The 25407-nt window shown below is 56.2% G+C and carries 21 protein-coding genes; 13 read left to right on the top strand and 8 right to left on the bottom strand.

Annotation, left to right across the window (positions count from 1 at the left end; genetic code table 11):
* Nucleotides 1-608: 608 nt before the first annotated feature.
* Nucleotides 609-1445 carry a transporter gene (locus HDF09_RS13515; RefSeq protein WP_183767099.1) on the top strand — a complete coding sequence of 279 codons (837 nt, stop codon included), beginning with the start codon at nucleotides 609-611 and terminating at the stop codon, nucleotides 1443-1445.
* A gap of 137 nt (nucleotides 1446-1582) precedes the next feature.
* Nucleotides 1583-3280, top strand: coding sequence for a uroporphyrinogen-III synthase (locus HDF09_RS13510; protein WP_221270133.1), 1698 nt, complete (start codon nucleotides 1583-1585; stop codon nucleotides 3278-3280).
* Between the two features lie 813 nt (nucleotides 3281-4093).
* Here the strand turns inward: HDF09_RS13510 and HDF09_RS13505 are convergent.
* The gene (locus HDF09_RS13505; RefSeq protein WP_183767097.1) at nucleotides 4094-4354 is read right to left on the bottom strand and encodes a hypothetical protein; all 261 of its coding nucleotides are present in this window, start codon (nucleotides 4352-4354) and stop codon (nucleotides 4094-4096) included.
* Nucleotides 4355-4789: 435 nt separating this feature from the next.
* On the opposite strand from HDF09_RS13505, the gene HDF09_RS13500 reads away from it, so the two are divergent.
* The gene (locus tag HDF09_RS13500) at nucleotides 4790-5869 is read left to right on the top strand and encodes an enolase C-terminal domain-like protein (protein ID WP_183767095.1); all 1080 of its coding nucleotides are present in this window, start codon (nucleotides 4790-4792) and stop codon (nucleotides 5867-5869) included.
* A gap of 1306 nt (nucleotides 5870-7175) precedes the next feature.
* On the opposite strand, the gene HDF09_RS13495 is transcribed toward HDF09_RS13500, so the two are convergent.
* The 3 genes from HDF09_RS13495 to HDF09_RS13485 are packed head-to-tail and all read right to left on the bottom strand — an operon-like array spanning nucleotide 7176 to nucleotide 10529.
* Nucleotides 7176-9767 (bottom strand): WD40/YVTN/BNR-like repeat-containing protein, encoded by a 2592-nt coding sequence (locus tag HDF09_RS13495; protein WP_183767093.1) that lies wholly within the window; start codon nucleotides 9765-9767, stop codon nucleotides 7176-7178.
* A 27-nt stretch (nucleotides 9768-9794) separates the two neighbouring features.
* Nucleotides 9795-10082: a hypothetical protein gene (locus HDF09_RS13490; protein WP_183767091.1), complete on the bottom strand. Its 288-nt coding sequence runs from the start codon at nucleotides 10080-10082 to the stop codon at nucleotides 9795-9797.
* Between the two features lie 15 nt (nucleotides 10083-10097).
* The gene (locus tag HDF09_RS13485; protein ID WP_183767089.1) at nucleotides 10098-10529 is read right to left on the bottom strand and encodes an SCP2 sterol-binding domain-containing protein; all 432 of its coding nucleotides are present in this window, start codon (nucleotides 10527-10529) and stop codon (nucleotides 10098-10100) included.
* 244 nt (nucleotides 10530-10773) lie between these two features.
* Between HDF09_RS13485 and HDF09_RS13480 the strand changes: the two genes are divergently transcribed.
* On the top strand, nucleotides 10774-11208 hold the full coding sequence (locus HDF09_RS13480) for a TetR/AcrR family transcriptional regulator C-terminal domain-containing protein (RefSeq protein ID WP_183767087.1): 435 nt from the start codon (nucleotides 10774-10776) through the stop codon (nucleotides 11206-11208).
* The gene (locus HDF09_RS13475; protein WP_311719477.1) at nucleotides 11157-12047 is read left to right on the top strand and encodes a carboxylesterase family protein; all 891 of its coding nucleotides are present in this window, start codon (nucleotides 11157-11159) and stop codon (nucleotides 12045-12047) included. Before HDF09_RS13480 ends, HDF09_RS13475 begins: the two co-directional genes overlap by 52 nt.
* 698 nt (nucleotides 12048-12745) lie before the next feature.
* Here HDF09_RS13475 and HDF09_RS21370 read toward each other — a convergent pair.
* A complete protein-coding gene (locus HDF09_RS21370) occupies nucleotides 12746-13189 on the bottom strand; it encodes a LysR family transcriptional regulator (RefSeq protein ID WP_183767083.1) in 444 nt (147 codons plus the stop codon).
* A gap of 113 nt (nucleotides 13190-13302) precedes the next feature.
* Here HDF09_RS21370 and HDF09_RS13465 point away from each other — a divergent pair, with 113 nt between their 5' ends.
* The 4 genes from HDF09_RS13465 to HDF09_RS21365 all read left to right on the top strand — a co-directional run bounded on the left by HDF09_RS13465 (nucleotide 13303) and on the right by HDF09_RS21365 (nucleotide 15605).
* Nucleotides 13303-14298 carry an aldo/keto reductase gene (locus HDF09_RS13465; protein WP_183767081.1) on the top strand — a complete coding sequence of 332 codons (996 nt, stop codon included), beginning with the start codon at nucleotides 13303-13305 and terminating at the stop codon, nucleotides 14296-14298.
* 36 nt (nucleotides 14299-14334) lie between these two features.
* Complete coding sequence (locus HDF09_RS13460; protein ID WP_183767079.1) at nucleotides 14335-15102, top strand: SDR family NAD(P)-dependent oxidoreductase; 768 nt, start codon at nucleotides 14335-14337, stop codon at nucleotides 15100-15102.
* A gap of 106 nt (nucleotides 15103-15208) precedes the next feature.
* Entirely contained in the window at nucleotides 15209-15424 is a 216-nt protein-coding gene (locus HDF09_RS20810; RefSeq protein ID WP_260181295.1) for a hypothetical protein, read from the top strand.
* Nucleotides 15425-15455: 31 nt separating this feature from the next.
* Complete coding sequence (locus tag HDF09_RS21365; RefSeq protein ID WP_406704696.1) at nucleotides 15456-15605, top strand: putative quinol monooxygenase; 150 nt, start codon at nucleotides 15456-15458, stop codon at nucleotides 15603-15605.
* Nucleotides 15606-16098: 493 nt separating this feature from the next.
* Here HDF09_RS21365 and HDF09_RS13450 read toward each other — a convergent pair whose 3' ends face one another.
* Complete coding sequence (locus tag HDF09_RS13450) at nucleotides 16099-16914, bottom strand: dolichyl-phosphate beta-glucosyltransferase (protein ID WP_183767077.1); 816 nt, start codon at nucleotides 16912-16914, stop codon at nucleotides 16099-16101.
* A gap of 196 nt (nucleotides 16915-17110) precedes the next feature.
* On the opposite strand from HDF09_RS13450, the gene sppA reads away from it, so the two are divergent.
* Nucleotides 17111-18130, top strand: a complete 1020-nt coding sequence (gene sppA, locus HDF09_RS13445; RefSeq protein WP_183767075.1) for a signal peptide peptidase SppA — start codon at nucleotides 17111-17113, stop codon at nucleotides 18128-18130.
* 250 nt (nucleotides 18131-18380) lie between these two features.
* Nucleotides 18381-18740, top strand: coding sequence for an HU family DNA-binding protein (locus tag HDF09_RS13440; protein WP_183767073.1), 360 nt, complete (start codon nucleotides 18381-18383; stop codon nucleotides 18738-18740).
* A gap of 91 nt (nucleotides 18741-18831) precedes the next feature.
* On the opposite strand, the gene HDF09_RS13435 is transcribed toward HDF09_RS13440, so the two are convergent.
* Entirely contained in the window at nucleotides 18832-20223 is a 1392-nt protein-coding gene (locus HDF09_RS13435) for a dicarboxylate/amino acid:cation symporter (RefSeq protein WP_183767219.1), read from the bottom strand.
* Between the two features lie 144 nt (nucleotides 20224-20367).
* On the opposite strand from HDF09_RS13435, the gene HDF09_RS13430 reads away from it, so the two are divergent.
* Together HDF09_RS13430 and HDF09_RS13425 are read left to right on the top strand one after the other, a co-directional pair.
* Nucleotides 20368-20892, top strand: a complete 525-nt coding sequence (locus tag HDF09_RS13430; protein WP_260181294.1) for a YybH family protein — start codon at nucleotides 20368-20370, stop codon at nucleotides 20890-20892.
* A gap of 66 nt (nucleotides 20893-20958) precedes the next feature.
* On the top strand, nucleotides 20959-23355 hold the full coding sequence (locus tag HDF09_RS13425; protein WP_183767069.1) for a PAS domain S-box protein: 2397 nt from the start codon (nucleotides 20959-20961) through the stop codon (nucleotides 23353-23355).
* Nucleotides 23356-23362: 7 nt separating this feature from the next.
* Here the strand turns inward: HDF09_RS13425 and acs are convergent, their stop codons facing one another.
* Nucleotides 23363-25318 (bottom strand): acetate--CoA ligase, encoded by a 1956-nt coding sequence (gene acs / locus HDF09_RS13420; protein ID WP_183767067.1) that lies wholly within the window; start codon nucleotides 25316-25318, stop codon nucleotides 23363-23365.
* Nucleotides 25319-25407 lie beyond the last annotated feature (89 nt).

The raw sequence follows: 25407 nt of genomic DNA, 5'->3' as shown, positions 1-25407 counted from the left end.
CCGTGTGCGCAGGACAACGGTGTGCTTGTGCGAGCTGCAGGTCTGCAAGAAGACTCGGTACAGACAAGCGGACGCAAGCCAGAATGAATCGCAGCAGATGATCCCTTAGGGGAAAGCTGCGGATTACGATCAGGGCTCTTCGTGGAGCTTGGGATGAACTTGGAGTAGGTGTTGCGCCGGACACGTCCTGGTGCCGACAATTGTATCGAGCGATCCGGACGGAATCGCCGATGAGCAGAGATTAGCGTGAAACAGGCCTAAGTGCAAGTATGAATCGCGAGAATGAAGCAAGATGATGGGGATGTTACAGATGTGCCTTGATTGAATCGCGTGTCCGTGCCACAATACGCACATCCTCATCACACTATGACACCTTGATGTGTCACAGAGATATCAAGCGTTCGGGAACCACCCAAGCTGGTGAGCCCTTCCTAAGCGTCTATTCATGCTCAACTCAATTTTTTGCATAGGCCTAAGACCCGCAGTGAGTGTTGCGCTGCGGCGTGGGCTGATGACACCCCTTTCCTGCGTCGAAGCATGGATACGCACTGGCGCTCTCATGTGCATTTGTGTCTTTCGGAGCGCCAAACGATTCGTGGAGACTCCTGATGAAGCCTGCTGTTCTGCTTATACTTCTTTGCTCGCTGTTCCCTTCAACCGTCCTGGCACAGTCGAACTTCTTTCATGCCTGGGAGGACCGAGTACGTGCAACCTCCGCAGCGCAGCCGGCGTGGCCCGTGCCAGTGGTAGGCTCTCCTTCGACGATTGTGCAGTTGGCGCGGACGGATTTTTTACGTCAATACACGTCTACTCACACTCTTACGTGGAACTACGACAACGGCAAGGGTGTAAACCTCATTCCGTTTGCGCGGACAGAGTTCGACATCAATCTGCCGCCGTACATCCAGCACAATACGCCGAAGGCGGCGGATGGCGCTGGAGACTTCTCGGTGATCGCGAAATATAGACCGTTTGCGGCAAATGTGGAACAGGGAAACTACTCGACGCTCGTGCAGGTAACGTTCTCTGTGCCTACGGGAAGCTACAAAAATGGGACTGCGGTGTCGACGATAACTCCCACGGGTGTGCTCGGCAAAGGCTTTGGCAACTTCGACGTACAGTCCGCCCTGGGTGTAGTGCTGCCGACGAGTTCCGTGCCACAGATTGGCAGAACGATCCAGTGGAATACGACCGCGCAGTACAAGGTAGGAAAGTATTTCTGGCCAGAGGTGGAAGCGAATGCAAGCTACTATCACGGCGGCAGCACCAATGATGGTAAGAGTCAGGTGTTTATGACGCCTGGACTTATGATAAGCAAGATCAAGTTTCGCAAAGACCCGAAGGACAGATTGGGGTTAGTGCTGGGAACCGGGATGCAGATTGCGACATCCAGCTTCCACACCTACAACCACGGGCTGGTTTTGACTGGACGCATTGTGTTTTGAGGCAGCCGGTGTGAACCGAGCATGTGTGCAGCTAGGCTCCTGTTGACAACCGCGTCTATTATCAGAAGATGGTCTTCCGCTCGGAATAGATGTACTTGAACGGACATCGCAGTCTGCGGACGATGTCCCGATGAGGGATGAAAGGCCACGACCTTGATAAGGCTGGCAATGGAGGAAACGTGGCGCATGCGAGCTTCAACGGACTTCGCGTACTTTCGCTCGAATCTCGTCGAGCGAAAGAGGTCGAGAAGCTGATCCGCACATACGGCGGCGAGCCGATTGTTGTGCCGTCGATGCGTGAAGTAGGGTTGGAATCGAACGAGCATGTGCTGGAGTTTGCTGGGAAGCTGCTTGAGGGCAACTACGACCTGATCCTCTTCATGACGGGCGTCGGTGTACGTGCGATGCTGGAGATCGTTCAAACCCGATATGACAGAGATGAGTTTCTTGCGGCACTACGGAAGGTGAAGATTGCCGCGCGTGGTGCGAAGCCAAGCTCCGTGCTTCGTGACCTGAAGGTTGCGGTGGATGTCACATCGGAAGAGCCAAGCACCTGGCGTGAACTTCTGCAGGCGATCGAGGGAACGTTTGGTGATTCCCTGGGTGAGATGCGTGTGGTAGTGCAGGAGTATGGCGCCTCAAATCCGGAGCTGCTGGCTGAACTGAGCAGTCGCACTCGCGAACTGACGAAGGTGCCGGTGTATCAGTGGGCTTTGCCGGAAGACCTGCAACCTCTGCGAGAGTGCGTGCTGGGGATCTTGAACGGGATGGTGGACGTTGTGCTGTTCATGACCGCAGTACAGATCATCCATCTCTTTCGGGTTGCGGAACAAATGGGAGTACACGAGCAGCTGCGTGAGACACTGCGGAAGACCGTAGTGCTCTCAATCGGACCTACTACTTCGGAAGAACTGGCGCACTACGGGATCGAGCCGGACTTCGAGCCATCGCGCCCGAAGATGGGTTTCCTGGTGAATGAAGCGGCGCAATACTGCAGCAGTTTGCTGGAGAAGAAGCGCAATGGCGAGATGGGGCCTGTCGTCTCGCAGCCTGCCGGGGTAGATGGTGCGAAACAAGTGCGACCGGCAGGAGTGCGACGTGTGGCTGAGTCTACCTCAACCATGGCTGGGTTTCGTGATGGCCTGGCAGAGATGGACTTTTTGCATGAGATCAGCAGCCGCATGGCGGCAGCGGACTCTCTGCATCTGGTGCTGGATCGTATCGTCGACTTTATTGCGAGTGTGATTCCGTGTGACTCGTGCTTTCTCTATGTGCTGGAGGGCGAGAACCTGATGTTGCGTGCATCGAAAAATCCTCACGCGGACTTGATCGATCACATTGGTGTGCAGGTGGGGCAAGGGGTAACGGGATGGGTAGCGAAGCACCGGCAGCCTGTGGCGATCGCTTCGGCTGCTTCGAGTGATCCGCGGTTCAAGGCATTCAAGAATATTCCTGAAGACCACTTTGAGGCCATGTTGTGTACGCCTATTCTCTGTGCAGGACGAGTGGTAGGGGTGATCAATCTGCAGCACCGTATGTCTTACCGCCACACTAATGAGCAGGTAAGGCTGCTTTCGACGTTAGGTTTTCTAGTGGGTGCGGAGATTGAACGAGCGAGGCTGGAGACGGAAAATACACAACTGACCTCCAGGCTGGAGACGCGTAAGGCTGTGGACCGCGCAAAGAGCGTCTTGCAGCGTGATCTATCTTTGAACGAGGAAGATGCTTATCAAATGATGCAAAAGGAGAGCCGTCAACGGCGAAAATCGATGCGAGAAATCGCGGACGCAATTCTTCTGGCAGAGGATTTGAGGCGGACTCGATCAGCCAACTAATGGGCATGCATAAATTTCCAGTTTGGAAATTGGAAATTATCTTCTAGAACCTGTATTTCACTCAAGGAGGTGCCTATGCGCTTCAAGTTCTATCTCCATTACGCAACAGACTTTGACCCGAACTGGAAAATCTACTATCCGAAGGAACTCTCAAAGCAGTCTCTCGCTTATGAGAAAGGCGGGCTGAACCCCCACGGTCAGCCCACGCCCACTGGTTGGCAAATTGATGCCAAATTGATGCCAAACAGAGCCCGGAATGCCGGTTTTTACCGACTATGCCGGCTAATAAGCCCTTTAGAATGTGCAGCCGTCTGGTTCGACCCCACCTTCACAGGGTGGAAGTCGTAGGTTCGAATCCTGCTGTGCCCACCATAAAATCAACAACTTAGAGAAAAACGAGCGAAAGCGCGATACGTTGAAAGTACGTTGGTTCTCCTCACTTTTGCCGGCTTAGGGCGGTCCATGAGAACATCTACGACCCGGCTCTGCGCATCTCGCTTCGCCGCTGTGATTGCCCTCGTATAGACATTCATCGTCGCCTGGAAGTTCGCGTGGCGCATCAGCTCCTGAACCACCTTCCCACTTCGCCGCCAATAACGAAGACTGCAACGGCATGGGCAAGAAGGAAGCCCTGCTGGCCTACGACCTCAAGTAGTAGTCGGCACACGGGAGCGGAACATTTTCGTCGTCGGTTGAAATTTTCCTACGGGACTCCAACCCCCATCTGTTTCGGTTGCTGACCGAACCGATCCAAGCCAAACGATGGAGAACTTCTGAATTGAGTGGCCGTTAGCTACGCGCCCGTTTTCAGTTTCAGTGAACAATGGTCGGATGGCGAAAACAGGCCAACTTACTCGTCGAACCATTCAGTTCGCTCACTAAAGGTTCATAAAAGCGAAGGGGCGAATTCTCTTTCGAGATCTCGCCCCTGCTTTCCGATTTTTCGAAGACCCGGTTCGGCACCCAGATCGCAACTGATTGCGATTTCAGAATGATTTGGTCCTGTGAGCGAAGCTCGCGTTTCCAATACTCGTCCGTCATCACATTCGCTGCAAGAGCTTTCTCGAATTCCATCCATAAGCAGACAGTTTCCTGAATGCTTCGTGAGCCCCGTTGCTGGTTCTCCCGATGGTCCTTGTCTACTCTCTCCTACTGGAAGATTTCTCCTCCGTTGATTCGTAAGATACTCGCGATCTGCCTGAAAGTCATCGGTTCTTATTCTCATTTTTTGTGGAAATAATGCCTGCTATGTGGATATGCGGTCGAACCGTTGCCGATTGCCTAGAGAAGCGTGGGTGCCTCGATGAGTGCATTGGCGATTTTAGCGCGCATCGAAAAGGCGGTAACGAGTCGATTGGCAGCAATCACCGTGCCGGAAAGCCGGTTTCTCGGCCAAGTGGATTAATTCGTTTTGCCGGTCACTCGTCAACTGGCAAATCTTCACAATATGTCTTGTGCCAGAGCGAAATTGTTCGCTTCTAACCGTGGAAGGTATAATCTTGGCGATTTATGGCCTATCCGAAGATTCGCGAGTTTCGCGTTCGTGCCGTGCGCGTGCCGATGGCGCAGCCACATAAGACGGCGAGTGGAACAATCTCCGAATCTCCGCTAGTTTTGACCGACATCTTTGCGGACAACGGCACAGTCGGGCACAGCATGATTTTCACATATGCCGTTGCTGCCTTGAAGCCAACTGCTGATCTGATCAAAAATCTTGAGTCATTCGTAAAGGATGAGCCTCTCGCGCCGGCTGAGATCGCGGATAAGTTTGCAAAGCGTTTTCGGCTTCTCGGTCTGCAAGGACTCATTGCCATGGCGGTTGCTGCCATCGACATGGCGCTGTGGGACGCTCTGGCGCGAAGCCACAACACCTCCCTCGTGCGATTGCTCGGCGCTACTGAAAAGCCGATTCCCGCATATGGAGCGGTGGGGTACGACGGCGTCGCAGGTTCGGCGCAGGGGGCCGAAGCTTGGGCAAAGCGTGGCTTCAAAGGAGTGAAAGCGAAAATCGGCTATGCAACAGTAGAGGAAGATCTTGAAGTAGTGCGGGCGATGCGGAAGGCCACCGGTAGTGAGATGGCAATCATGGTGGACTATAACCAGTCGCTTACGCCACCAGAAGCAGTACGGCGGCTCCGAGTGCTTGATGAGGAAGGGCTCACTTGGGTGGAAGAGCCAGTCTTGGCACATGACTACCAAGGTCATGCGCTGGTAGCACGTGAGATCAAGACCCCGATCCAGTGTGGGGAGAACTGGTGGGGATCGCATGAAATGTGTCAGGCAATCGAAGCGCGCGCTTCAGATTACATGATGCCGGATGTGATGAAAATTGGCGGTGTGACGGGATGGGTTCGTGCTGCGGCCCTCGGGGAGGCTTCCGGCATCCCGCTTTCGAATCATCTCTGGCCCGAGATTAGCGCACAGCTCATGTGTGCAACCCCAACGGCCCATTTCCTCGAGTACGCAGACTGGTGGAATCTGGTTCTTGCCGAACCGCTGCAGATCGCAAGTGGAATGGCCGTTGTCGACGGGGTTGTCGGAACAGGCGTGGTTTGGAACGAGAAAGCAGTGGAACGGTTCGGCGCATAGCAGCCGGATGTAACTTCCGAATTGTTTGCCCACTCGGAAGTAATCCAATTGTCTGTGTGGTCGGCAAGTCGTCCACTTGTCAATGAGTGTGCGACGTTGGAGGAAAGCCGGTTTTACGTCCACGTGGACTGGATTTGTAAACACTGGCCGACCTATTGTACTAATCGGCTCTTTGTTGAGTGCATTGGCGATTTATCACTCAGTGAGAATAAGTCACCAACTTCCAATTTGCCGACCATCTGGAGTAAAGCGAAGATAGTGGAGCTGATGATAACTAATCCGTCTTGTGAGGCTGCCCCGCAAGATGGCCGCAGCGTGATCCGCTGATGACTACATCAGTTTGGATAAAACTTCGATCGGGAGGGGGCGCGCTGCTAACTGGCGCGAAAGGTCGGTATCTTAAATTTATTGAAAAAAAACGACACTGCGGGGGACGACGCGCCAGCCGACAGCAAGAAACCGGAGACCGACAATTAAAAAAAGCACTAAGGCCTCCTTTCTAAGGCCCGCTGTTGTAGTCCAATTTGGCAGAGGTGTATCATCCTGTCGTTCCTTTTCTAGGCTCACAGATAATCCCCCCAACCTGAGCAAAAAAGGAGTCGACATGAAGCTATTGCTGCAGAAAAAGACCTCTTGTCTTTCCGGCGATCATAATCGCCTTCTGATGCAACCGGTTTGCGAACCAGGAACGCGGCCCGTGCGGAACCGATTACCCAAGAGGATTTGGGTGGAAATTGTCTTGGGACTGATGAGCGCGGCACTGCTCTCGCTCACCATTCTTTTGCCTGACTGGATGGAGGTGCTGTTCGGCTTAGCGCCTGATGCCGGAGATGGCTCCGCAGAGTGGGGAGTTGCCCTATTGTGGGCCACAGTATCTGTCTTAATGTTTGGATTTGCCGGACGCACTTGGAGGAAACATCTTCGGCTTGTTCGATCAGCCTAGCAACTGAGAGGTGACTTCCGAATGCAGAAAAAACCGAGGGGGGGGAAGTCAATGGTTAAAGTACATGACAATCGCGGCGACGACCGTTCCGAAGGCAAAGGGCGAGAGTAGTTCGATGATCCCGAGGAGGTCTGCCGGCAACGCCGGAACTGTACGCGCGCGCCCGCGGCCAATGGTATCGACTGCCCGGCTCATTGGTGAGGTCGCCAATAGTCAGGTCACCGCAATTCCCGTCAACACAAACATCATTTACATCGGCACGGCGTGGGGCGGAGTCTGGCTCACGCGGGACGGGGGTACGACCTGGGCACCTCTCTTCAAACGAGCGCCAGCGCTCGTCAGCGCCGCGACTAGATTTCATGATCAATAATCAAGTGCGGCGAACTGCATCAGATCGAAGACCGGCGGCGGCTGGAACGGAGGCAGTTCAGGTAGCCCGCCGATGCGCAACACACTGCGCCCTTCGCACTCCACGTACACTGCTCGGTCCGTCAGGTCCGAAATCGGATCGAAGAATCCCGACTCCGGCCGGCCCGGCAGCGCAATCGAATTCAGGACTGGAAACCATGAGATCCCGAAATCCATGGTGCACGAGACGCCCGCCGCTCCGAACACAAACCGCGTCTGACGCTCTCCCCTAGAGAACTGCATATCCTGCAGAAGCGACGCCGAAATCGTCAGCATTCCTCCCGCCGTCAGTGCGTTTGTCAACAAGGCGTCGCTGAACCAGCTCAGACCTCCATCCACCGATACCTTTACCCCATTCGAATCGAGCACATAAATCCCATTCGGATCATACGGATCCGCAAACCATCTCAGGGCGGAGCCCACTGGCGTCGGCGCGGTAAGATTCGGAACGATCTGCTTCCATGTGTTGGAACTGGAATCCAGCTTCCACACATTGCCCGTACCGTCTCCAACTTTGCCGGTACCGTCTCCAACATAGAACACCGTCGTAAAATGCCCGCCGCTTGTCTGCACAAGATCCACGCCCATCGGCAACGCCGGACCCACCGCCGCAGCCTTTGTCGTGTCGAGCCAATCGCTCATCAGCTTAATCGAACGGATCGAGTTCGTCCGCAGCAGAGTCGAGACCCTTGTATTCAAATCCTGGTTGATGAATAGATAATCTCCGTCCGCCAGCGCCGCCTCCGTCGCCAGCGTCTTTATAACCGGCCGATAACCCCGCAGCACCCGCCCTGAAGATGCATACGCCACTAACTTCGGCGGCGGACCCACCGCAACGAGCTGCGTCGATGGAGGAAACGTCTTGCTACCGGTATCGCTCGCATCGGGATACTGCGACGAATCCCCGCTCACAATAACCCCGATGCATCCCACCACGCTCGGATCATCTGGCTGCCGTTTTGGCAAAAACTGAATCACTCGATCCGCCGTCGCTGTGTCACTGAACCACGTATCGCAATCTCCGCACCCCGACCCTGGATCGCCCCAATTCACCCCGCCGTTGCGGCTGAAAAAATCTTCATTGTCGCCACAGCCAAAATAAAGTGCCGGAGTATTCCCAATGCCGAACAGCCCCGCAATATTCACCGGATCGAGCGTCTCTAAACCCAGCGGCCAATTCCAACTGTTCGCATTCTTTCCCCCGTCCGCGCACCAGTGCACCCCTCCGTCATTCGCCATCCATATCGTCCCGCCGATGTATTGGTCGAGAACGCTGCACTGGTTGTACGGAAAATCCACACCCGTCGCCGGCGTAATCGTGACCTCAAAGTCAGATGTGAAAGCAATTCCGTGCGGGTCCGGATGCACGAAAACAACGTTGCCGTGATGGGGATTCGCCTGTCTTGCCACCGAAGCATCTTCGCCGTCCAGCCGATGCCACGAAGTCACCGTCGTCGGAGTTCCCGCCGACACATGCACATGGCTGCAATCCGAAAAGAACAATAGAAACCCGCTGCTGGTCTTCTTCGTCCGAACGATAGCTACGCCACTCGGAGAGGTCGTCCCAAAGTAAACCGGTGGTCCCTGAAGCTGAACCCACTGCGCCATCGGATTCGTTGCGCTGAACTGGCTGAAGTCACCAACCCACAGGCTCGCCTCTCCCGCCAGTCGTTCGCAGACCGTGTTGCAAATCGTTCCATCGGCCACCTTCCCATAATAAAAGCTCGGACCATTGGCCGCTCCCTCCGTCGCCATATACACTCTCGTCGGATTCCCCGGTTCAATCGCCAGAACCCTCCCACCCGCTCCGGCCAAAAACGAGATATCCGTCGAGCCGCCGAATCCTCCAAGCCCCCCGTCAGTCGGATCGCAGAACTTGCGAAAAGTACTCAAGGCATTACGCACAAGATTGATAGTCGAAACTCCCGCATCTTGCGTCCACGTCGTTCCACCATCCGTGGAATACGAGATGATGCTGTCTCCAACCGTATAAATACGTCTCGTCCCATTCGCCTCCAGTGGCGCAATCGCGACATGCCACGCGTGAACAGCTTTTATCGACCACGTAGCTCCCCCGTTGGAACTCAAACCTATCCCATCGAACCCCATTGCAGCATAAGCCAGCGACCCGTCATCGGGAGCAAACGCGACATTGGCAGGAAAGGAAGTCTTGTGAACCAGCGTCCACGTCACCCCTCCGTCTGTGGTCCGGTAGATCCCATCTCTCCCATCCGCGAACTGACTGTCCAGCGCTGACGCCAGCACGATGTTCGGGTCCGCAGGCGATATCGCCAGGTCGAATACATGCGGAGCAAACAAAGCCCCCGGAATCTCGCCCTGCACCGTTCCGAACGGAGGCTGCGGCCATGTCAGCTGAAACCAGTTCTGTCCGCCGTCGTCCGACCGCCACACCCCGGCAAAACTTCCCGCATACAAGCGGCTGCCATCTGCAGACCCGTCGAGACACGTCATCCGTCCACTCGCAGAGTGTCCCGTCGAGTATCCAAACGTATTGCGCGTCGGTCCTACGTCTCTGATCGTGATCATGGATGTGCCGTCCTTATCACCGCATGGTCATGACATATCCACCTGTATTCCGTCCACCAGGCCTGAGTCGTTCTCAGCAAAGACATGCACCGTCAGCTTCCGGAAAGCTGCCTCCCTGGCCAGTGCCAGTCGTTGACTCTGAGTCACACGATGCACTGGAGTGTCGTCGTCACGCGCATTCCACAGGTAGAACAGCCAGCTGTGGTTCGTGGTCGTTTCAAGCACGGTCAGCTTACAGACGTCAAAAGCATTAACCGCGTCGGGCAAATAACTGTGCACGTGGATATTGGTGATCGTTCCAATCGTCTCTGCCATCTCTCGGACTCCTTGTCAGCAAGGCGATACATACGTGGCCCTGGGGTCGGTCAGATGTTTTGTGATGTCTTTCGCCATCTCAAAATCGCCACCCACTCTTAGCTTTCCGGCGAAGAGAGCATCGTAAGGCGCAAGTAGCCCTTGCGCGATTTGGGTCCACGTCTCCGGACGCATCACAAGAATCACGTCAGGTTTCTTGGATTCCTTCCGCTGCACCTTTGCATCCTTGGAGCCGGCCTTTATCTCCCAGTGTTCCACACGTTCTCCTTCGTTACCCGTAACCAGGCGAACGTGTAGCAGCATCGGCTTTCCAAAACCTGTGAGTGCTTGTGCCAGCTTGTTCAAACCCTTTTCGGGGTCATCCTGATCTGCAGCCAGCGGTTTCAATCGTGCGAAGGGCGATATGGGCCCGACTTCTCGCCCTCTTTTTCCACCTTGCCATGTCATAGGGGGCGCTCCGCATTTTGAATTGGTTTAAGACTCTATACCGGTTCCCTGGTGAGGTCAAAAGGGGCGAACTCGCACCAACCCCAGCGTCTATTCCCGATAGGCCGACGCCGGTGTTGTTTTTGACATTATCTGTCGCAGATGTGACCTTGCGCGAGGCTGCCTGGAACTCAGGGCTTCGCATGCCCTGCATGCCCAAGCCCAGTTGCAGAGCAAGGGTTTCCAGGCGCGAAATACGGGCTTGATGAAATCGCGTGCGCAGGAACTCCTGTCCCCGGTCTCGCCCTTCTTTACTGATGGGGGGAAACCAGGGGATGTTCTTAGGAGATTTGGCAGAACGATCGTAGACACCTATGTTAATTCCGACTATCAGAGACTTCTACGCATGATGATTGCCGAAGTTGAGTTGTTTCCCGACCTGGCATTGGGCTTCTTCGAGATGGGTCCGGGCAGAGGAAGAAAGATCTTAAAGACATACCTATCCGAGCAGGTGCAGAAGGGCGCTCTCAAGATCCCCAATGTTGAATTCGCGACGGAGCAGCTGCTAGGTTCGCTCTCCGGCGGTCTAGTGATTCGATCAACATTGGGTTTGTCCCCACTACTTAAAACGGACGCAGATATTGAGGAATGGGTAGAGATAGCGGTCTCGGCTTTCTTGAAAGCCTACGGTCGACGGTAGCAATTGATGGAGGATTCCAACATGGATTCACTAGCTACGAGCGTCTGATACAAATGGTCGGTGCGAAGACGATGAATGATCTGCGCAAGACCTCCACAGATGTCTTGCGCAAGGCATCTCAAGCTTTGTGCGGTGTCAGTGGGGTTGGGGTCCATACACCCGCTGATCTCATGCGGGTCTCAGTGCCGGATGAGCTAGTAGATGCAGATAGCTTTCCCGGCTGGGGCGATGATGTACCGATCATGTTTGGATGCACGGAGAATGAAGCGCGCTATTTCGTCAAACCCGGTGGACCGCAACTGCCTTTTCCCCAAAATATAGCGATAGCGCTCCTCAACTTCCTCAAACCCGGCGGAATTTATAGCCGGAAAGGTGTCGAAAAAATCACAACGTTGCTCTGCGGCCCGCATGGTCCGCAGGTTACGGATATCCTCCGGCGGTCCGGTAAGACACCCTATGAATGCCTCGACTGGTTGATTACCGAGATCGTCTTCAGGGAACCTTCATTCCAGACAGCCCCCCGTTTTGCCGCGCTCCGTCGCCCTTTCTACTACTACAACTTTGCTCGAGTCTCGCCCGGAGAGCGGGCCAGCAGGAATTTGGCTCTGCACACAGCAGAAATCCGATATGTGTTTGGAAATCTCACCACTGACGGCCAGTATGACGAAACGGATCAAATAATCGCCGATGCTATGCAATCTGCATGGACAGGATTTGCGAGAGCAGAGTTCCGAACGTCGCCTGGGGAGCGGCATGGCCAGCCGCTGATATACCTGCTCTCCAATATATGTCTATCGAAGATGGATTATTGCTTCGACCGTATGCGGCCAACGAACTAACGCGTTTGGTCACTTCGATGCGGAAGGATAGCGTTGGAAAATAGTGCACCTAATCTAGCCGCGTCAGTTTGACGCGAAGTCCCCAATCGCCATCTCATTCGATGACAACCCACTTGTCAGCATCGTGTGCACATGGATTCCACTTCGAAGGGGCGACAGCAACGCACCCATTGAGCAGAAGTTAGGTGCCAGCTCCAGTATTAGTATCGGAAAACGCCGTAGTGTTTACTAAGTTCCAGTGCGTGACTTTCCACTTGGACGAAAAGTCGGCTTGTCGGACAGATGGCCTGGAGAGCCTACTCCCGAGTCACGTCCAAACCGGAAGTTAACCTCGCTTGGCGATTTCAGGCAAGGCCCCCATCGAGCTAGCCAAGTAAGTCTTCGAAAGAGTGGATGATGCTGGTGAATCTACGGAGTCTAGCCGATACGTCGGCCTGATGGATTCCGTAGCTCGTTGTGCCATCCTATTGTAGACATGAATAGCTCCTCAGCGCCTCAAACCAAGCCGCTAAGTGTGTTAACGGATCACAACGAAAAATATTGTGCCGCACGCACAACAACCCGACTTATTGGTCGATTGGTTCTCAAAGAGTGACTTGGCGATTTGTCGCTCTTCCAGGAGGGAACACATGCCTCTCGAGTTGCCGACCATTCGGGAATAGGTGGAGGGAACGCATTAACAATCTGGTCGAAGGGAATCAATAAGCGCGGCAAACGCAGCAGGTTGATTCCGACGACTGGGATAGTAGAGGAAATATCCCGGGAATGATGGGCACCATTCTTTCAGGACTTGAACCAAACTGAGCCAGCCTCGGCAAAATCATCGCCTTAGTCGCTGTCCTCGGGATGACAAGCCGTATCCGACCCGATGGAGTTTCCTTCTGCTTCCGGGTATTCGCAAGCGCTCGCTCAATCCGCTCCAATGCGGGCGTCAGTTCCCGGAGAAGCGTCGTGCCCGCCGCAGTCGGAGAGACACTTCGCGTTGTTCGCGCCAGCAATTGAAGTCCCAACCTCTTCTCAAGGCCGCGAATGGAATGGCTAAGCGCGGATTGTGAAATACCCAGGCGTGCTGTGGCGCGTGTAAAGCTCCGCTCTTCCGCCACCGTTGCAAACGCTGAAAGCTCTCCCAAGTCGTTCTTCATGATTCATGCATTCTACTCATAACTCTTTGAACCAGATACCCTCTAGTCTCATAGAAGATCTGTCCCTAAAATTGGAGATGTACGAACAGTGCGCGACCGAACAAGGAGAAATTATGCAAAAGCGTACATTAGGAAAGAGCGGCCTCGAAGTCTCAGCACTCGGCCTCGGCTGCATGGGCTTGAGCTTCGGCCTCGGCCCCGCTACGGAAAAGTCCGAAGCCATGAAGCTTATCCGCGCCGCCGTGGAGCGCGGCGTCACCTTCTTCGACACCGCCGAAGTCTATGGCCCGTATGTTAACGAAGAAGTCGTCGGCGAAGCCCTTGCTCCCTTCCGCAAAGACGTCGTCATTGCCACCAAGTTCGGCTTTGAGCCCGATCCCAATAATGACGGTAAATGGACCGCGACCAACAGCCGCCCCGACCACATCAAGCAAGTCGTCGAAACCTCGCTCAAACGCCTGCAGACCGACACCATCGACCTCCTCTATCAGCATCGCGTGGACCCCAACACTCCCATCGAAGACACCGCCGGCGCCGTCAAGGAACTCATTCAAGCAGGCAAGGTCAAACACTTCGGCCTCTCAGAAGCAGGTGCAAAGACCATCCGCCGCGCCCATGCTGTGCAGCCCGTCACCGCGTTGCAAAGCGAGTACTCATTCTTCTGGCGCGAGCCCGAACAGTCCGTCATGCCTACACTCGAAGAGCTCGGCATCGGCTTCGTTCCCTTCAGCCCGCTCGGCAAAGGCTTCCTTACCGGCAAGATCGACGCATCCACCAAGTTCGACAGCACAGATTTCCGAGCCGTCGTCCCGCGCTTCAGCGAGGAAAACCGCAAGGCCAATCAGGCACTCGTCGACGTAGTCACCAAGTTCGCGGAGCAGAAGAAATCCACACCTGCACAAATCGCCCTTGCGTGGCTCCTCGCAAAGAAGCCGTGGATAGCCCCAATTCCCGGCACAACCAAGCTATCGCGGCTCGAAGAAAATCTCGGCGCTGCATCCATCGAACTCACTACGGAAGATGTGCACACGCTCGAAGCAGCCTCCTCGGCAATCAAGGTCGAAGGCGAACGCTACCCCGCAACCCACGCGAAGCTTATCGATCGCTAACGCAAACTAACGCTCAATCAAAACACGGAGAAACGAATGAACATTACATTTGAAAACAAAGTCGCGCTCGTTACGGGTGCTGCGTCGGGGCTCGGCCTTGCGACGGCGAAGGCCTTCGCCGAAGCGGGAGCGTCCGTAGTGCTGGCCGACTGGAATGAAAAGGAAGTCCAGACCGCAGCTAAAGATCTCGCAAGCAAAGGCCATAAAACATTGGCCGTTCGCTGTGACGTCTCGGATGACGCACAGGTCGAGGCCATGGTAAAGCAGACCGTTGCGAAGTTTGGACAGCTCGATGCCGCTTATAACAACGCAGGCATTCAGAACGTTCTCGCCGAAACCGCTGACTCCCCGCGGGACGACTACGACCGCGTCATGAGCATCAACCTGCGCGGCGTATGGAGTTGCATGAAGTTCGAGCTCCAGCAGATGCGCAAACAAGGCAGCGGAGCGATCGTGAACTGTTCTTCGCTCGGAGGTCTTATCGGCGGCAACCAGCGCGGAACCTACCATGCCGCGAAGCACGGCGTCATCGGGTTTACGAAGAGTGCGGCTCTCGAATACGCGACGCGTGGAATCCGCGTCAACGACGTCTGCCCCGGCATGATTCAAACGCCCATGTCCGACAAGATGATCGCCGAAGGTCAGGGAGAAGAGCTGGACAAGATGCTGAAGACTCTCGTTCCGATGGCGCGAATGGGGCGCCCGGAGGAGATTGCGGATGCCGTTCTCTGGCTTTGCAGCGATGCAGCCAGCTACGTTACCGGCCAGTCGATCTCAGTCGATGGCGGCTATGTGATGCGTTAGAACTGGTACACCTACGCACTTCAGAGATGTTGGCCGATGCAGTTAGCTATAGTTGAAATCTCGCCACGCTGAACCGCTCATCGTATAAGGCTCGAAGGAGATTAGGATGAGAGCTAAGACACTCGCAATGGTCAGTACCGCCCTGTTCGTAGGACCATTGCTTCTGAAGGAGTTGTCTTTGTCTGCGGAAGCTGGCCAGGACCGCGTGGTGCGTCTTGCGGAGTTAGAGATCGATCCTGCTAACCTCGAGCCGTACAAGGCCGCGCTTCGCGAAGAGATCGCGACCTCCATTCGCGTCGAACCGGGCGTCTTGACGCTGTAATGCAGCGTCCGTAAAGGATCACCCGACACAGATCAGGCTGTTCGAGATCTACGCGAACGCGGCCGCTTATGAAACACATCTCCAATCTCCGCATTTTAAAAAGTACAAAAGCGGTACTGCAGAAATGGTGAAGTCCTTGAAGCTCCTTGAAACTGAACCCATCCTATTGGGTGCGAAGTGAATGACCGAAAGGTCCGCATAGCGCGGTCCTTATAAGTCAGCTTGCGGTAGCGATCTGCCTGCTCCCGCTGGATTGATGACTTCAGGCCAACGCACTCTTATTGAGATTGGGCTGAGGTCGGTTAGAGGATTAGTAACGGAAAACGCGCTTTTCGTCATCGTTCAAACTGTTACGCGGCCGCCTTCCCTTAGCTTCGGCTAACGCGATACGTTGTGCGATACGCCGATTCTTGAGCGTCGACGAACTTACAGGAGCTTAGGTAGGCAGCACCGGAGTCCTGTAAGTGCTTGAAAGACAATGAAATAGTCGATTCACACGGTGGAAGTCGTAGGTTCGAATCCTGCTGTGCCCACCATAAAATCAACAACTTAGAGAAATCCCAAAAGCTCCGTACGCCAAAACGTGCGTGATAGCGCTTTTTTGTCGGGTTTGATTTCACCCCGATCGACCGCACTGAGCAATAACCCTCGAACGAAGCACTCACATAGGGGATCTAGCGGACTTCAGCGCTGCTGACCTTGACAACCTGCTCTACCTGGGGAGTCACCATCGCGCTGGTGTCCTTCATAGCGGCGATGGCCTTGTCATACCGGCCGGCCATGAAGTTACCGCGAATGCGTGCCATGTCTTCCAACATCTTGATGCCGTCTTTCAGGTAGCTCATGCGGCTGCGTTCGTCATGACCCCACGTAACCGGGACCTCGCGGATGACATACTTCAGCTTGCGGGCGATGAACAGGATCTCGGGGTCAAAGCCCCAGCGTTCGATGGTCTGCAGCCGAAAGATGACCTGAGCTGCGGAGCGCTTGAACGCCTTGAAACCGCACTGCGTGTCTTTGAATGGCAGGCCCATGACGGTACGAGTGACCCAATTGAAACAGCGGCCGAAGAACTGCCGGTAGAGCGGTTGGTGGATCGTCTGACGGGTCCGGTCCAGCCAGCGGGAGCCGATTGCCACATCTGCCCCATCGTTCAGAGCGGCGATAAGGCGTTCGGCCTCTTCCATCGGAGCCGAGAGATCAGCGTCCGTGAACATGACTATCTCACCTGCGGCCTGGAGAAGGCCATTACGCACAGAGTAGCCTTTGCCGCGATTGCCGGGATTCTGCACTAGGTGAAGCCGCGGATGCTCCGTCATCCAACGTTGCACTATGGCAGCGGTATCATCGGTTGAACCGTCGTCGACGACCAGCACCTCCGCATCCCAACCCTGTTCCGCGACACACGACAGCACCCTATCCAGAGCATGCTCGATACGAGCGCTCTCGTTGTATGCCGGAATTACGATACTCAACTGTGGATGTGCCATAGCGATCGCCAGACTTTCTTTCAATTACTGATTGCAAAGAGATATGCGGAGGGTGCCGCGATTTATCATACTGCAATGTTTGACGCGTGAACTGCCTCCTTTGGCTCTATTTTTCACTTTGCCTGCATTTCTCCCTCCTCCTCGGTGCTCGAACCGCGACTCCACCGCCATCGAGTCTCCTGCTAAACTCCACAGCATGCCGGAAGACTTTTCAACACCCCCACCGCCGCCGCCATCGTTTCCCTACACACAAACTCCTGCCTATCCTCCCGCCTATCCTTATCCGCCACGACAAGGCTTCCCGCCTCCGCGCCAACGCTCCGCGTGGTTTTACATCGGGATCATCGCCGGCTCCCTGGCCGCAGTATTTCTACTCGTCACGTTCATGGTCTGGATCACGGCACGTTCGGTCACCGGAAGTTCGGCTGGCCTGGGATTAGCTTCGAACAGCATCGCCGTAATCGACATCTCGGGTGCGATCCTGTCTCCTGAAACCATCGACAGTCAGCTGCGCAAGTTTGGGGATGACTCGTCGGTAAAGGCCATTCTTCTCCACATCAACTCGCCCGGCGGCGGTGCCGCTGCCTCGCAGGAGATCTACCACGAGGTCCTCCGGGTACGGCAGGAGAACCATAAGAAAGTCATCGCCTCGATCGAGTCGGTGGGCGCGTCAGGGGCGTATTACATCGCCAGCGCCTGCGACAGGATTTATGCCAACGATGCCTCGGTTGTCGGATCAATTGGAGTGATCATGGAATGGACCAACTACGGTGACCTGCTGCGCTGGGCCAAGTTGAAGAACGTGGTCATCCACGCCGGAGAGTTGAAGGACGCAGGCGACCCGAGCCGCGACCTCACTCCCAAGGAACAGGCCTACTTTCAGTCTCTGGTAGACAACATGTACACGCAGTTTGTGCATGACGTCGCGACGGGGCGTCATACCTCGGACGAGAAGATCAAACCGCTGGCGACCGGCCAGGTGTGGACGGGGCAGCAATCACTTCCACTTGGCTTGATCGACAAGGTCGGCGGCTACCGAGTGGCTCTCATGGAGACTGCCAGGGAGGCAGGAATCTCCGGGGAACCAAATGTGGTGCGCCCGGCAAAAAATAAACGAGGGCTGTTTGCACTGCTCGCCGACGACGGCGAAGACCTGTTCCCGAACCCCAGCCAAATGCTGAACCATGCTCCCGGTTTTTACTTTATGTGGAAGTAAGGTACGGTCCTTCAGTCTTTACCTCGCTAAGATACTGTCAGGACACGACAGAGCCCCGAAATAATGGGGCTCTTTTTTGTTGATCCTTCGACCGGAAGGCCGGATTTTGCATCATATGGCCAATGTTCACTGCACTCATTCTTTTGACTTCTTGCACAACCTTTTAGCCTCCATCCCGTCTACAATCAACAACAACGGATTGCTTTCCCCGGCCCCTATCGCCCTCCCCCCAGTACGAAAGGAACCCACTATGACTAAAGCCGACCTTGTTGATAAAGTGACCGCCCTTGGAGACCTGACCCGCCGTGACGGGGAGGTTATCGTCGATACGCTCTTCGATGCTGTCATCGGAGCTTTGAAAACCGGTGACAAGATCGAGATTCGCGGCTTCGGAAGCTTCCGGACCCGTCAGCGAAATGCCCGAACGGGCCGAAACCCTAAGACTGGAGCCAAAGTCGATGTTCCGGCGAAACGGGTTCCCTTCTTCAAGCCGTCGAAGGAACTGCGTGACTCGGTCAACCCGAACGGCGCGGTGAAGTCCAGACCTGTAGCCGCGAAAAAGGCAGTCGACAAGGAACACATCGATCCGCATCACCCTCCAGCGATGTAATCACGGCAAAGGCTTCTCTGCAAGCGTAGCGGGTGCTTCGGCACCTGCTGTTTTACTTTGGAGTTCAGGCTCTTTGGATTTCAGGATCCGGTCACTCGGCCATACCTTCCAAAACCACTGGCGAGATCGGCTCAGTGCCGAACTCTCCCTCCCACTTGGCTACTACGACACTGGCGAGGCAGTTTCCAACAACATTGACGGCCGTGCGGGCCATATCGGCAATCGCGTCGATGCCGAGGATGACAAAGATCGGCTCGGTAGGCAGGCGGAAGGTGGCCGCCGTCGCAAGCAGGATGACCAGCGTTGCACGCGGAACACCCGCGACTCCTTTGCTGGTCAGCATGAGAGTCACCATCATTAGAAGTTGCTGGCCAAGCGAAAGATGAACTCCCGCTGCCTGCGCCACGAAGATACTGGCAACCGCAAGATAAAGCGTCGAGCCGTCCAGGTTGAAGCTGTAGCCCGCAGGGATGACGAACGCGACAATTCGGCGAGGGACGCCAAGAGCCTCCATCGACTCCATCGCGCGTGGAAGGGCCGCCTCGCTGGTGGAGGTGGCGAAGGCAATCGTCGCAGGCTCCGCAACAGCCGCGAGGAATCGCCGAACGGGCACACGGAAGAGCAGTGCCGCCGGCAGCAAAACGAGAAGGCCGAAGCCTACCAACGCGCCGTACAGCGTCAGGAGAAGTTTACCTAAATTCACCAGCACTCCAAGGCCCATCTGGCCGACGGTGAAGGCCATCGCTGCTCCTACTCCGATGGGCGCAAAGTACATGACAACATTGGTGAACTTGAACATGACCTCGCTTAAGCTCTCGAACAGATGCAAAACCGGAGTACGTTTCTTCTCATCGAGGCTTGCCAGCGCGATCCCGAAAAAAACCGCGAAGACAGCCACCTGGAGGATCTGACCTTCGGCGACGGACTTGGCGATATTCTCCGGAAAGACGTGGAGCAGAAAATCCTGCCAGTGAGTAGGCGGTGGCGATGCGATCGTCTCGCTGAAGGTAGCCGGAGGCAGAGAGAGACCCACTCCGGCATGGCTCAGGTTGATCGCCGCAAGACCGATGACCAGCGCCAGCGTAGTGACGACTTCGAAGTAGATCAGGCTCTTGATCCCCATCCGGCCCACGCTCTTGAGGTCACCATGACCGGTGATGCCGGTCACCAATGTCGCGAGAATCAGCGGCGCGACGATGGTCTTGATCAGCCGCAAAAAGATGTCGCTGAAGACGCGGAGGCTGATCGCCAGCGCGGGCGCATCGAAGCCGAGCTCGGCCCCCGCCACCATCGCAACAAAGATCCACGGCGTAAGGGAGCGGCGCTGGAGTGCAAACAGAGCCAGGAGCACGATGGCGACACATCGCAGGGTGACTCCCGCATGGTGAACGACGGGACCACGAATCAACCCCAGCGAGATTCCGGCAGAGAGGAAAATCGCAGACGCAAGCAACAGAAAGCGCTCAAAGTTCGTCTTTAACATCAGGTGCGAAGAATACCAGTCTTCAACAGAAAGCAAATGCTCTCCATACCCTTTTCGAGCGCTGGTAGCATACACACTATGCTACGCGTAACCTTCAACAGCATCTTGTTTTGCGCTATCGCATCTTCTCCCTTGATTTCTCCTTTGCTCGCTCAAAGCACTGCCGGATCAGCGATCATTGCCACCTCCGGTTTCGACTCCCTGGCACAGAGTCCCGGGATCGTCTCCAACCCGCTGTCCCAACCGACACTTACGCCTGGGGCTCTGGTATTGCTCGAACTAGAAGGCCGCTTTTCGCAGGCGGTTGCCGAAGGCGGTGGCAAAGCCTTCGGCAGCTGGTTCGCAGAAGACGGAGTGACTCTCAACAACGGGAAGCCGGCAATTCTTGGCCGCACCGCTATCGCCGCACAGGCCCAATGGGACCCAAAGACTTATCAGCTGAGCTGGACTCCGCAGGGTGCCCAGATGGGCCCTTCCAACGACATGGGATTTACCTGGGGACACTATGAAGGCCGTAGTAAAGACAAAAATGGCGAGCCCGTAGTGATCTCGGGCCGCTACTTCACCGTATGGAGGAAGTTACCCAACGGCACGTGGAAAGTCGCCCTGGACGCGAGTGCCGACGAGCCACCTGCAACGGGGGAGTGTTGCACCCTTCCAAAGCCGTAAATCATTGCTGCAACAAAAGTAGGAGTGCGCAACCCTTTGCACATACCCTACGATCGAACTGTTGAAATGAATGCTCTCCTGGTCAAAGACGAAGCGTTGCGAATCGAGGCCCTCAACCAATATGAGGTGCTCAACTCTGCGCCCGATCCCATCCTGGACGACCTGACAAACCTGGCTGCCCAGATCTGTGACACACCAGTCGCCGCTATCTCGTTGATCGGTTCGGATCGCATCTGGCTACGCTCCCGTTTTGGCATCGACTCGCAGGACGTTGCGCTCGGCAGCCTGCCCTGCGAGACCACTATCCTCGGCGACACAGTCTACGAGATCTCCGACGCACGCAACGACCCCGACTACGCTCCCGATGGCATTCTTATCGAGGGCGGTCTCTACCGGTTTTACGCAGGCGCACCACTGACAACTCCCGGCGGAGTAAGTATTGGAGCCTTGCTCGTGCTGGACCGTCATCCCCGCATGCTGACCACGGCTCAGTCCTCGGCGCTCAGCGTCCTCAGCCGCCAGGTCATCACACGTCTGGAGCTCAACGGCCGCATCCGACAGATGGACCGCGCAGCTCGTTCACGCCAGCGCGTAGAGTCCGCTCTCACCGTGGAGCGAAACTTCGTCTCGGCGGTTCTCGATACCGTAGGCGCACTGGTCGCCGTATTCGATCCGGCCGGTCGAATCGTCCGTTTCAATCGCGCGTGCGAGAACGCGTCGGGTTACGACTTCCCCACCCTTGTGGGCCGCTACGCGTGGGACAAGCTGATCCCGCGCCAGGAGATTCCCGAAGCCATTGAGACCTTCGAACGTCTACGCTCCGGTCACTTCCCTGCCGCGTACGAGAATCAATGGCTCAACCGTGACGGCAGCATACGACGCATCGCGTGGTCCGCGACCGCACTGACCGACACGCAGGGTCAGGTTGCGTTCATCATTGCAACCGGCATCGACGTGACCACGCAACGCGCTGCCGAAGCCACCCTGCGCGAGAGTGAAGCGCGTTACCGCCAACTCGTCGAAGGGTCGCTGGGTATGGTCTGCACCCACGACCTGCGCGGAACACTTCTGTCCATCAACACCCACGGCGCCGAGACGCTGGGACGCACGATCGAGGAGATGAACGGGCACAATCTCGAGGAATTTATCGTGCCCGACAGAAAGGCCGCGATGCCCGCCTACCTGAAGAAGATAGGCGAGACGGGAGAAGCACAGGGCCTCCTCCACCTCTCCCACAGCGACGGAGATATGCGCGTGGTCGCTTACCGGAACAAGCTGATCGTCGTGCCCGGACGCGCACCATACGTTCTCGGCTTCGGCGTTGACATCAGCGAGCAGGTTCGCGCAGAAGGCAGGCTTCGCACTCTCACACGGCAATCCGACTCCATCCTTGAGTCGGTCGGCGACGGTATCTACGGCATCGATCTCGAAGGCAAGGTGACGGTCGTCAACTCCGCCGCAGCTCAGATGCTCGGCTACAAGCAGGAGGAGATGCTGGGCCGCAACATGCATCAGCTGATCCACCACACACGCGCAGACGGCGCGCCTTACGCCTCCGCCGACTCACCGATCCGTAAGAGCCTCACCAACTTCGCAACCGTCCGCATCTCGAACGAGATCTTCTGGCGCAAAGACGGCAGCTGCTTCCCGGTGGAGTATGTCGCGAGACCGCAGATCGACTCGCAGTCTCCCGACTCGAACGGACTCAAAGCTCTAGGTGTCGTTGTCGCATTCACCGATACAACAGAGCGCCGCGCCCTCGACCGCATGAAAGACGAGTTCATCTCCACGGTCTCCCACGAGCTTCGCACACCGCTTACCTCGCTTCGTGGAGCGCTTGGCCTGCTCGCCGGAGGTGCGCTCACCAGTCGACCGGAGAAGACCCAGCAGATGCTCGAGATCGCCATCAGCAACTCCGACCGGCTCGTGCGTCTGGTAAACGATATTCTCGATCTCGAGCGCATCAGCAGCGGTAAGACAGAACTGCATTCGACAATGTGCAGCGCCGAAGATCTGCTGCGACGAGCCGCCGGCGTTCAACAGACACGCTCTCCTCGCCCGAACATCCGCATCTTCTTCGCCGCCCATGGCGTCAACGTCTGGGCCGATCCCGACCGCATTCTGCAGACACTGAACAATCTCATCTCAAACGCGATCAAGTTCTCCCCCGAGGGCAGCGAGATCCACCTTACAGCGCGCAATCTCGACGAGAATGAAGCGCTGATCGAGGTTCGCGATCAGGGTCGAGGCATCCCCGCCGATAAGCTCGAACACATCTTCGACCGCTTTCAGCAAGGCGATGCCTCGGACTCACGCGCGATGGGTGGCACAGGCCTCGGCCTCGCAATCTGTCGCAGCATCATCAACCAGCACCGCGGACGCATCTGGGCCACCAGCGCGCCCGACCAAGGCACCATCTTCCACTTCACTCTCCCCACCAAACCCAGCACCAACCTGCGTTAGAGGCCCGTCACTCATCGCCCTCGCGCAGCTTCGCGATCACGGTGAAGTCTTCAAGCGTAGTGGTATCGCCCTTCACCTCGCCGGTGGTTGCGAGTTCGCGCAGCAAACGCCGCATAATCTTCCCACTGCGTGTCTTCGGCAGAGCCTGGGTGAAGGTCAGATCGTCCGGCCGGGCCAGCGCGCCGATCTCTTTCGCGACCCATTGACGCAACTCCTGCCGCAGCTCCTCACTGGGCTCGTGACCACCTTCCAGCGTGACAAATACGGCAATCGCCTGCCCCTTCATCTCGTGGGGCCTGCCGACCGCAGCCGCCTCCGCAACCTTCGGATGGGCGACGAGCGCCGACTCTACCTCCATCGTGCCTAGTCGATGGCCGCTGACGTTGATGACATCATCGACGCGTCCCATCAACCAGAAGTACCCATCCGCATCGCGGCGCGCGCCGTCGCCGGTAAAGTAGCTGCCCGGAACCTCGCTCCAGTAAGCCACCTCGTAGCGTGCCTGATCGCCATAGATGGTTCGAGCCATGGAAGGCCAGGGCTTGCGTACAACCAGAAGTCCCCCGTGGCCATCGGGAACAGGTTTGCCTTCTTTTGTAACCACCTCGGGAATAATTCCAAAAAATGGTCTTGTGGCTGAGCCCGGCTTGGTTGCCACAGCCCCGGGAACTGGAGCGATCATGATGGCCCCAGTTTCGGTCTGCCAGTAGGTGTCAACGATGGGGCAGCGCTCCTTGCCGATCATGCGGTGGTACCACATCCACGACTCGGGATTGATAGGCTCGCCTACCGTGCCCAACAGCCGCAGAGAGTCAAGAGAGTGCTTCTTTACCCATTCGTTCCCCCACTTTGTGAAGGCCCGAATCGCCGTCGGAGCAGTGTAGAACACAGTTACCTTGTGGTCGTCGATGATCTTCCAGAAACGGTCGCACTCCGGCCAGTTGGGTGCGCCCTCATACATCATTACGGTCGCGCCGTTCTGCAGTGGGCCATAGACAACATAGCTATGCCCTGTAACCCAGCCAATGTCTGCGGTGCACCAGTACACATCATCATCGCGGAGATCGAAGATGTATTTGCTGGTGAGACAGGTCTGGACAGCGTAGCCGCCGGTAGTATGCAGCAAACCTTTCGGCTTGCCGGTAGTTCCGGAGGTGTAGAGCAGATACAGCGGGTCCTCTGAGTCCATCCACTCCGCAGCGCACTCCGCCGAAGCTTTTTCCATCTCCTCGTGCCACCACAGATCGCGGCCAGGCTGCATCTTGACCGCAGAGCCCGAGCGGCGGAAGACGACGACATGCTTGACCGTGGAACACTTCTCCAGCGCCTCATCGACAATTGCTTTCAACTGCACCTCGGAACCACGACGATAGCTCGTGTCCTGCGTAATGATGGCGACGCAGCCGGAGTCATTGACGCGGTCCGAAATAGCATGAGCCGCAAAGCCGCCAAAGATCACAGAGTGCACCGCACCAATTCGCGCGCAGGCAAGCAACGCAATCGCAAGCTCTGGTGCCATACCCATGTAGATCGCAACTCGGTCGCCCCGTCGGATCCCCAGCGACTTCAAGACATTTGCGAAGCGCTGCACCTGCTCATGCAACTCCCCAAACGTTAGCTTGCGGACCTCGCCCGGCTCGCCTTCCCACAACAACGCGACTTTATCCTTGCGGTCTCCCAGAGCATGACGATCGACACAGTTATGTGAGAGGTTGAGTTTGCCCCCGACAAACCACTTTGCATGTGCCCCTTCGCCGTCCATCACCCTGGTCCACGGCGTGAACCATTCAAGCTCGTGAGCGGCTTCGGCCCAGAACTCCTCCGGGTGATCCACGCTGTGCCTGTACATCGCCTCGTACTGCTCAAGACTCTTTACATGAGCCTTCGCGGCAAACTCCGGCGGCGGCGGAAATACGCGGTTCTCTCGCAGACTTGAATCCAGATCCGTACTCTCTTCAGACATCTCCCGCACAATCCTCCATGATTTCGTCCAGCAAGGTGAAGGTACCCTATACAACTCAACCCGAGCAACCCGCTGTTACATTTTGATGA

This window comes from Edaphobacter lichenicola, from assembly GCF_014201315.1.
In the GTDB taxonomy this organism is placed as follows: domain Bacteria; phylum Acidobacteriota; class Terriglobia; order Terriglobales; family Acidobacteriaceae; genus Edaphobacter; species Edaphobacter lichenicola_B.
Note: the sequence above shows the minus strand (reverse complement) of the source record. Positions and strands in the feature narration are given on the sequence as shown.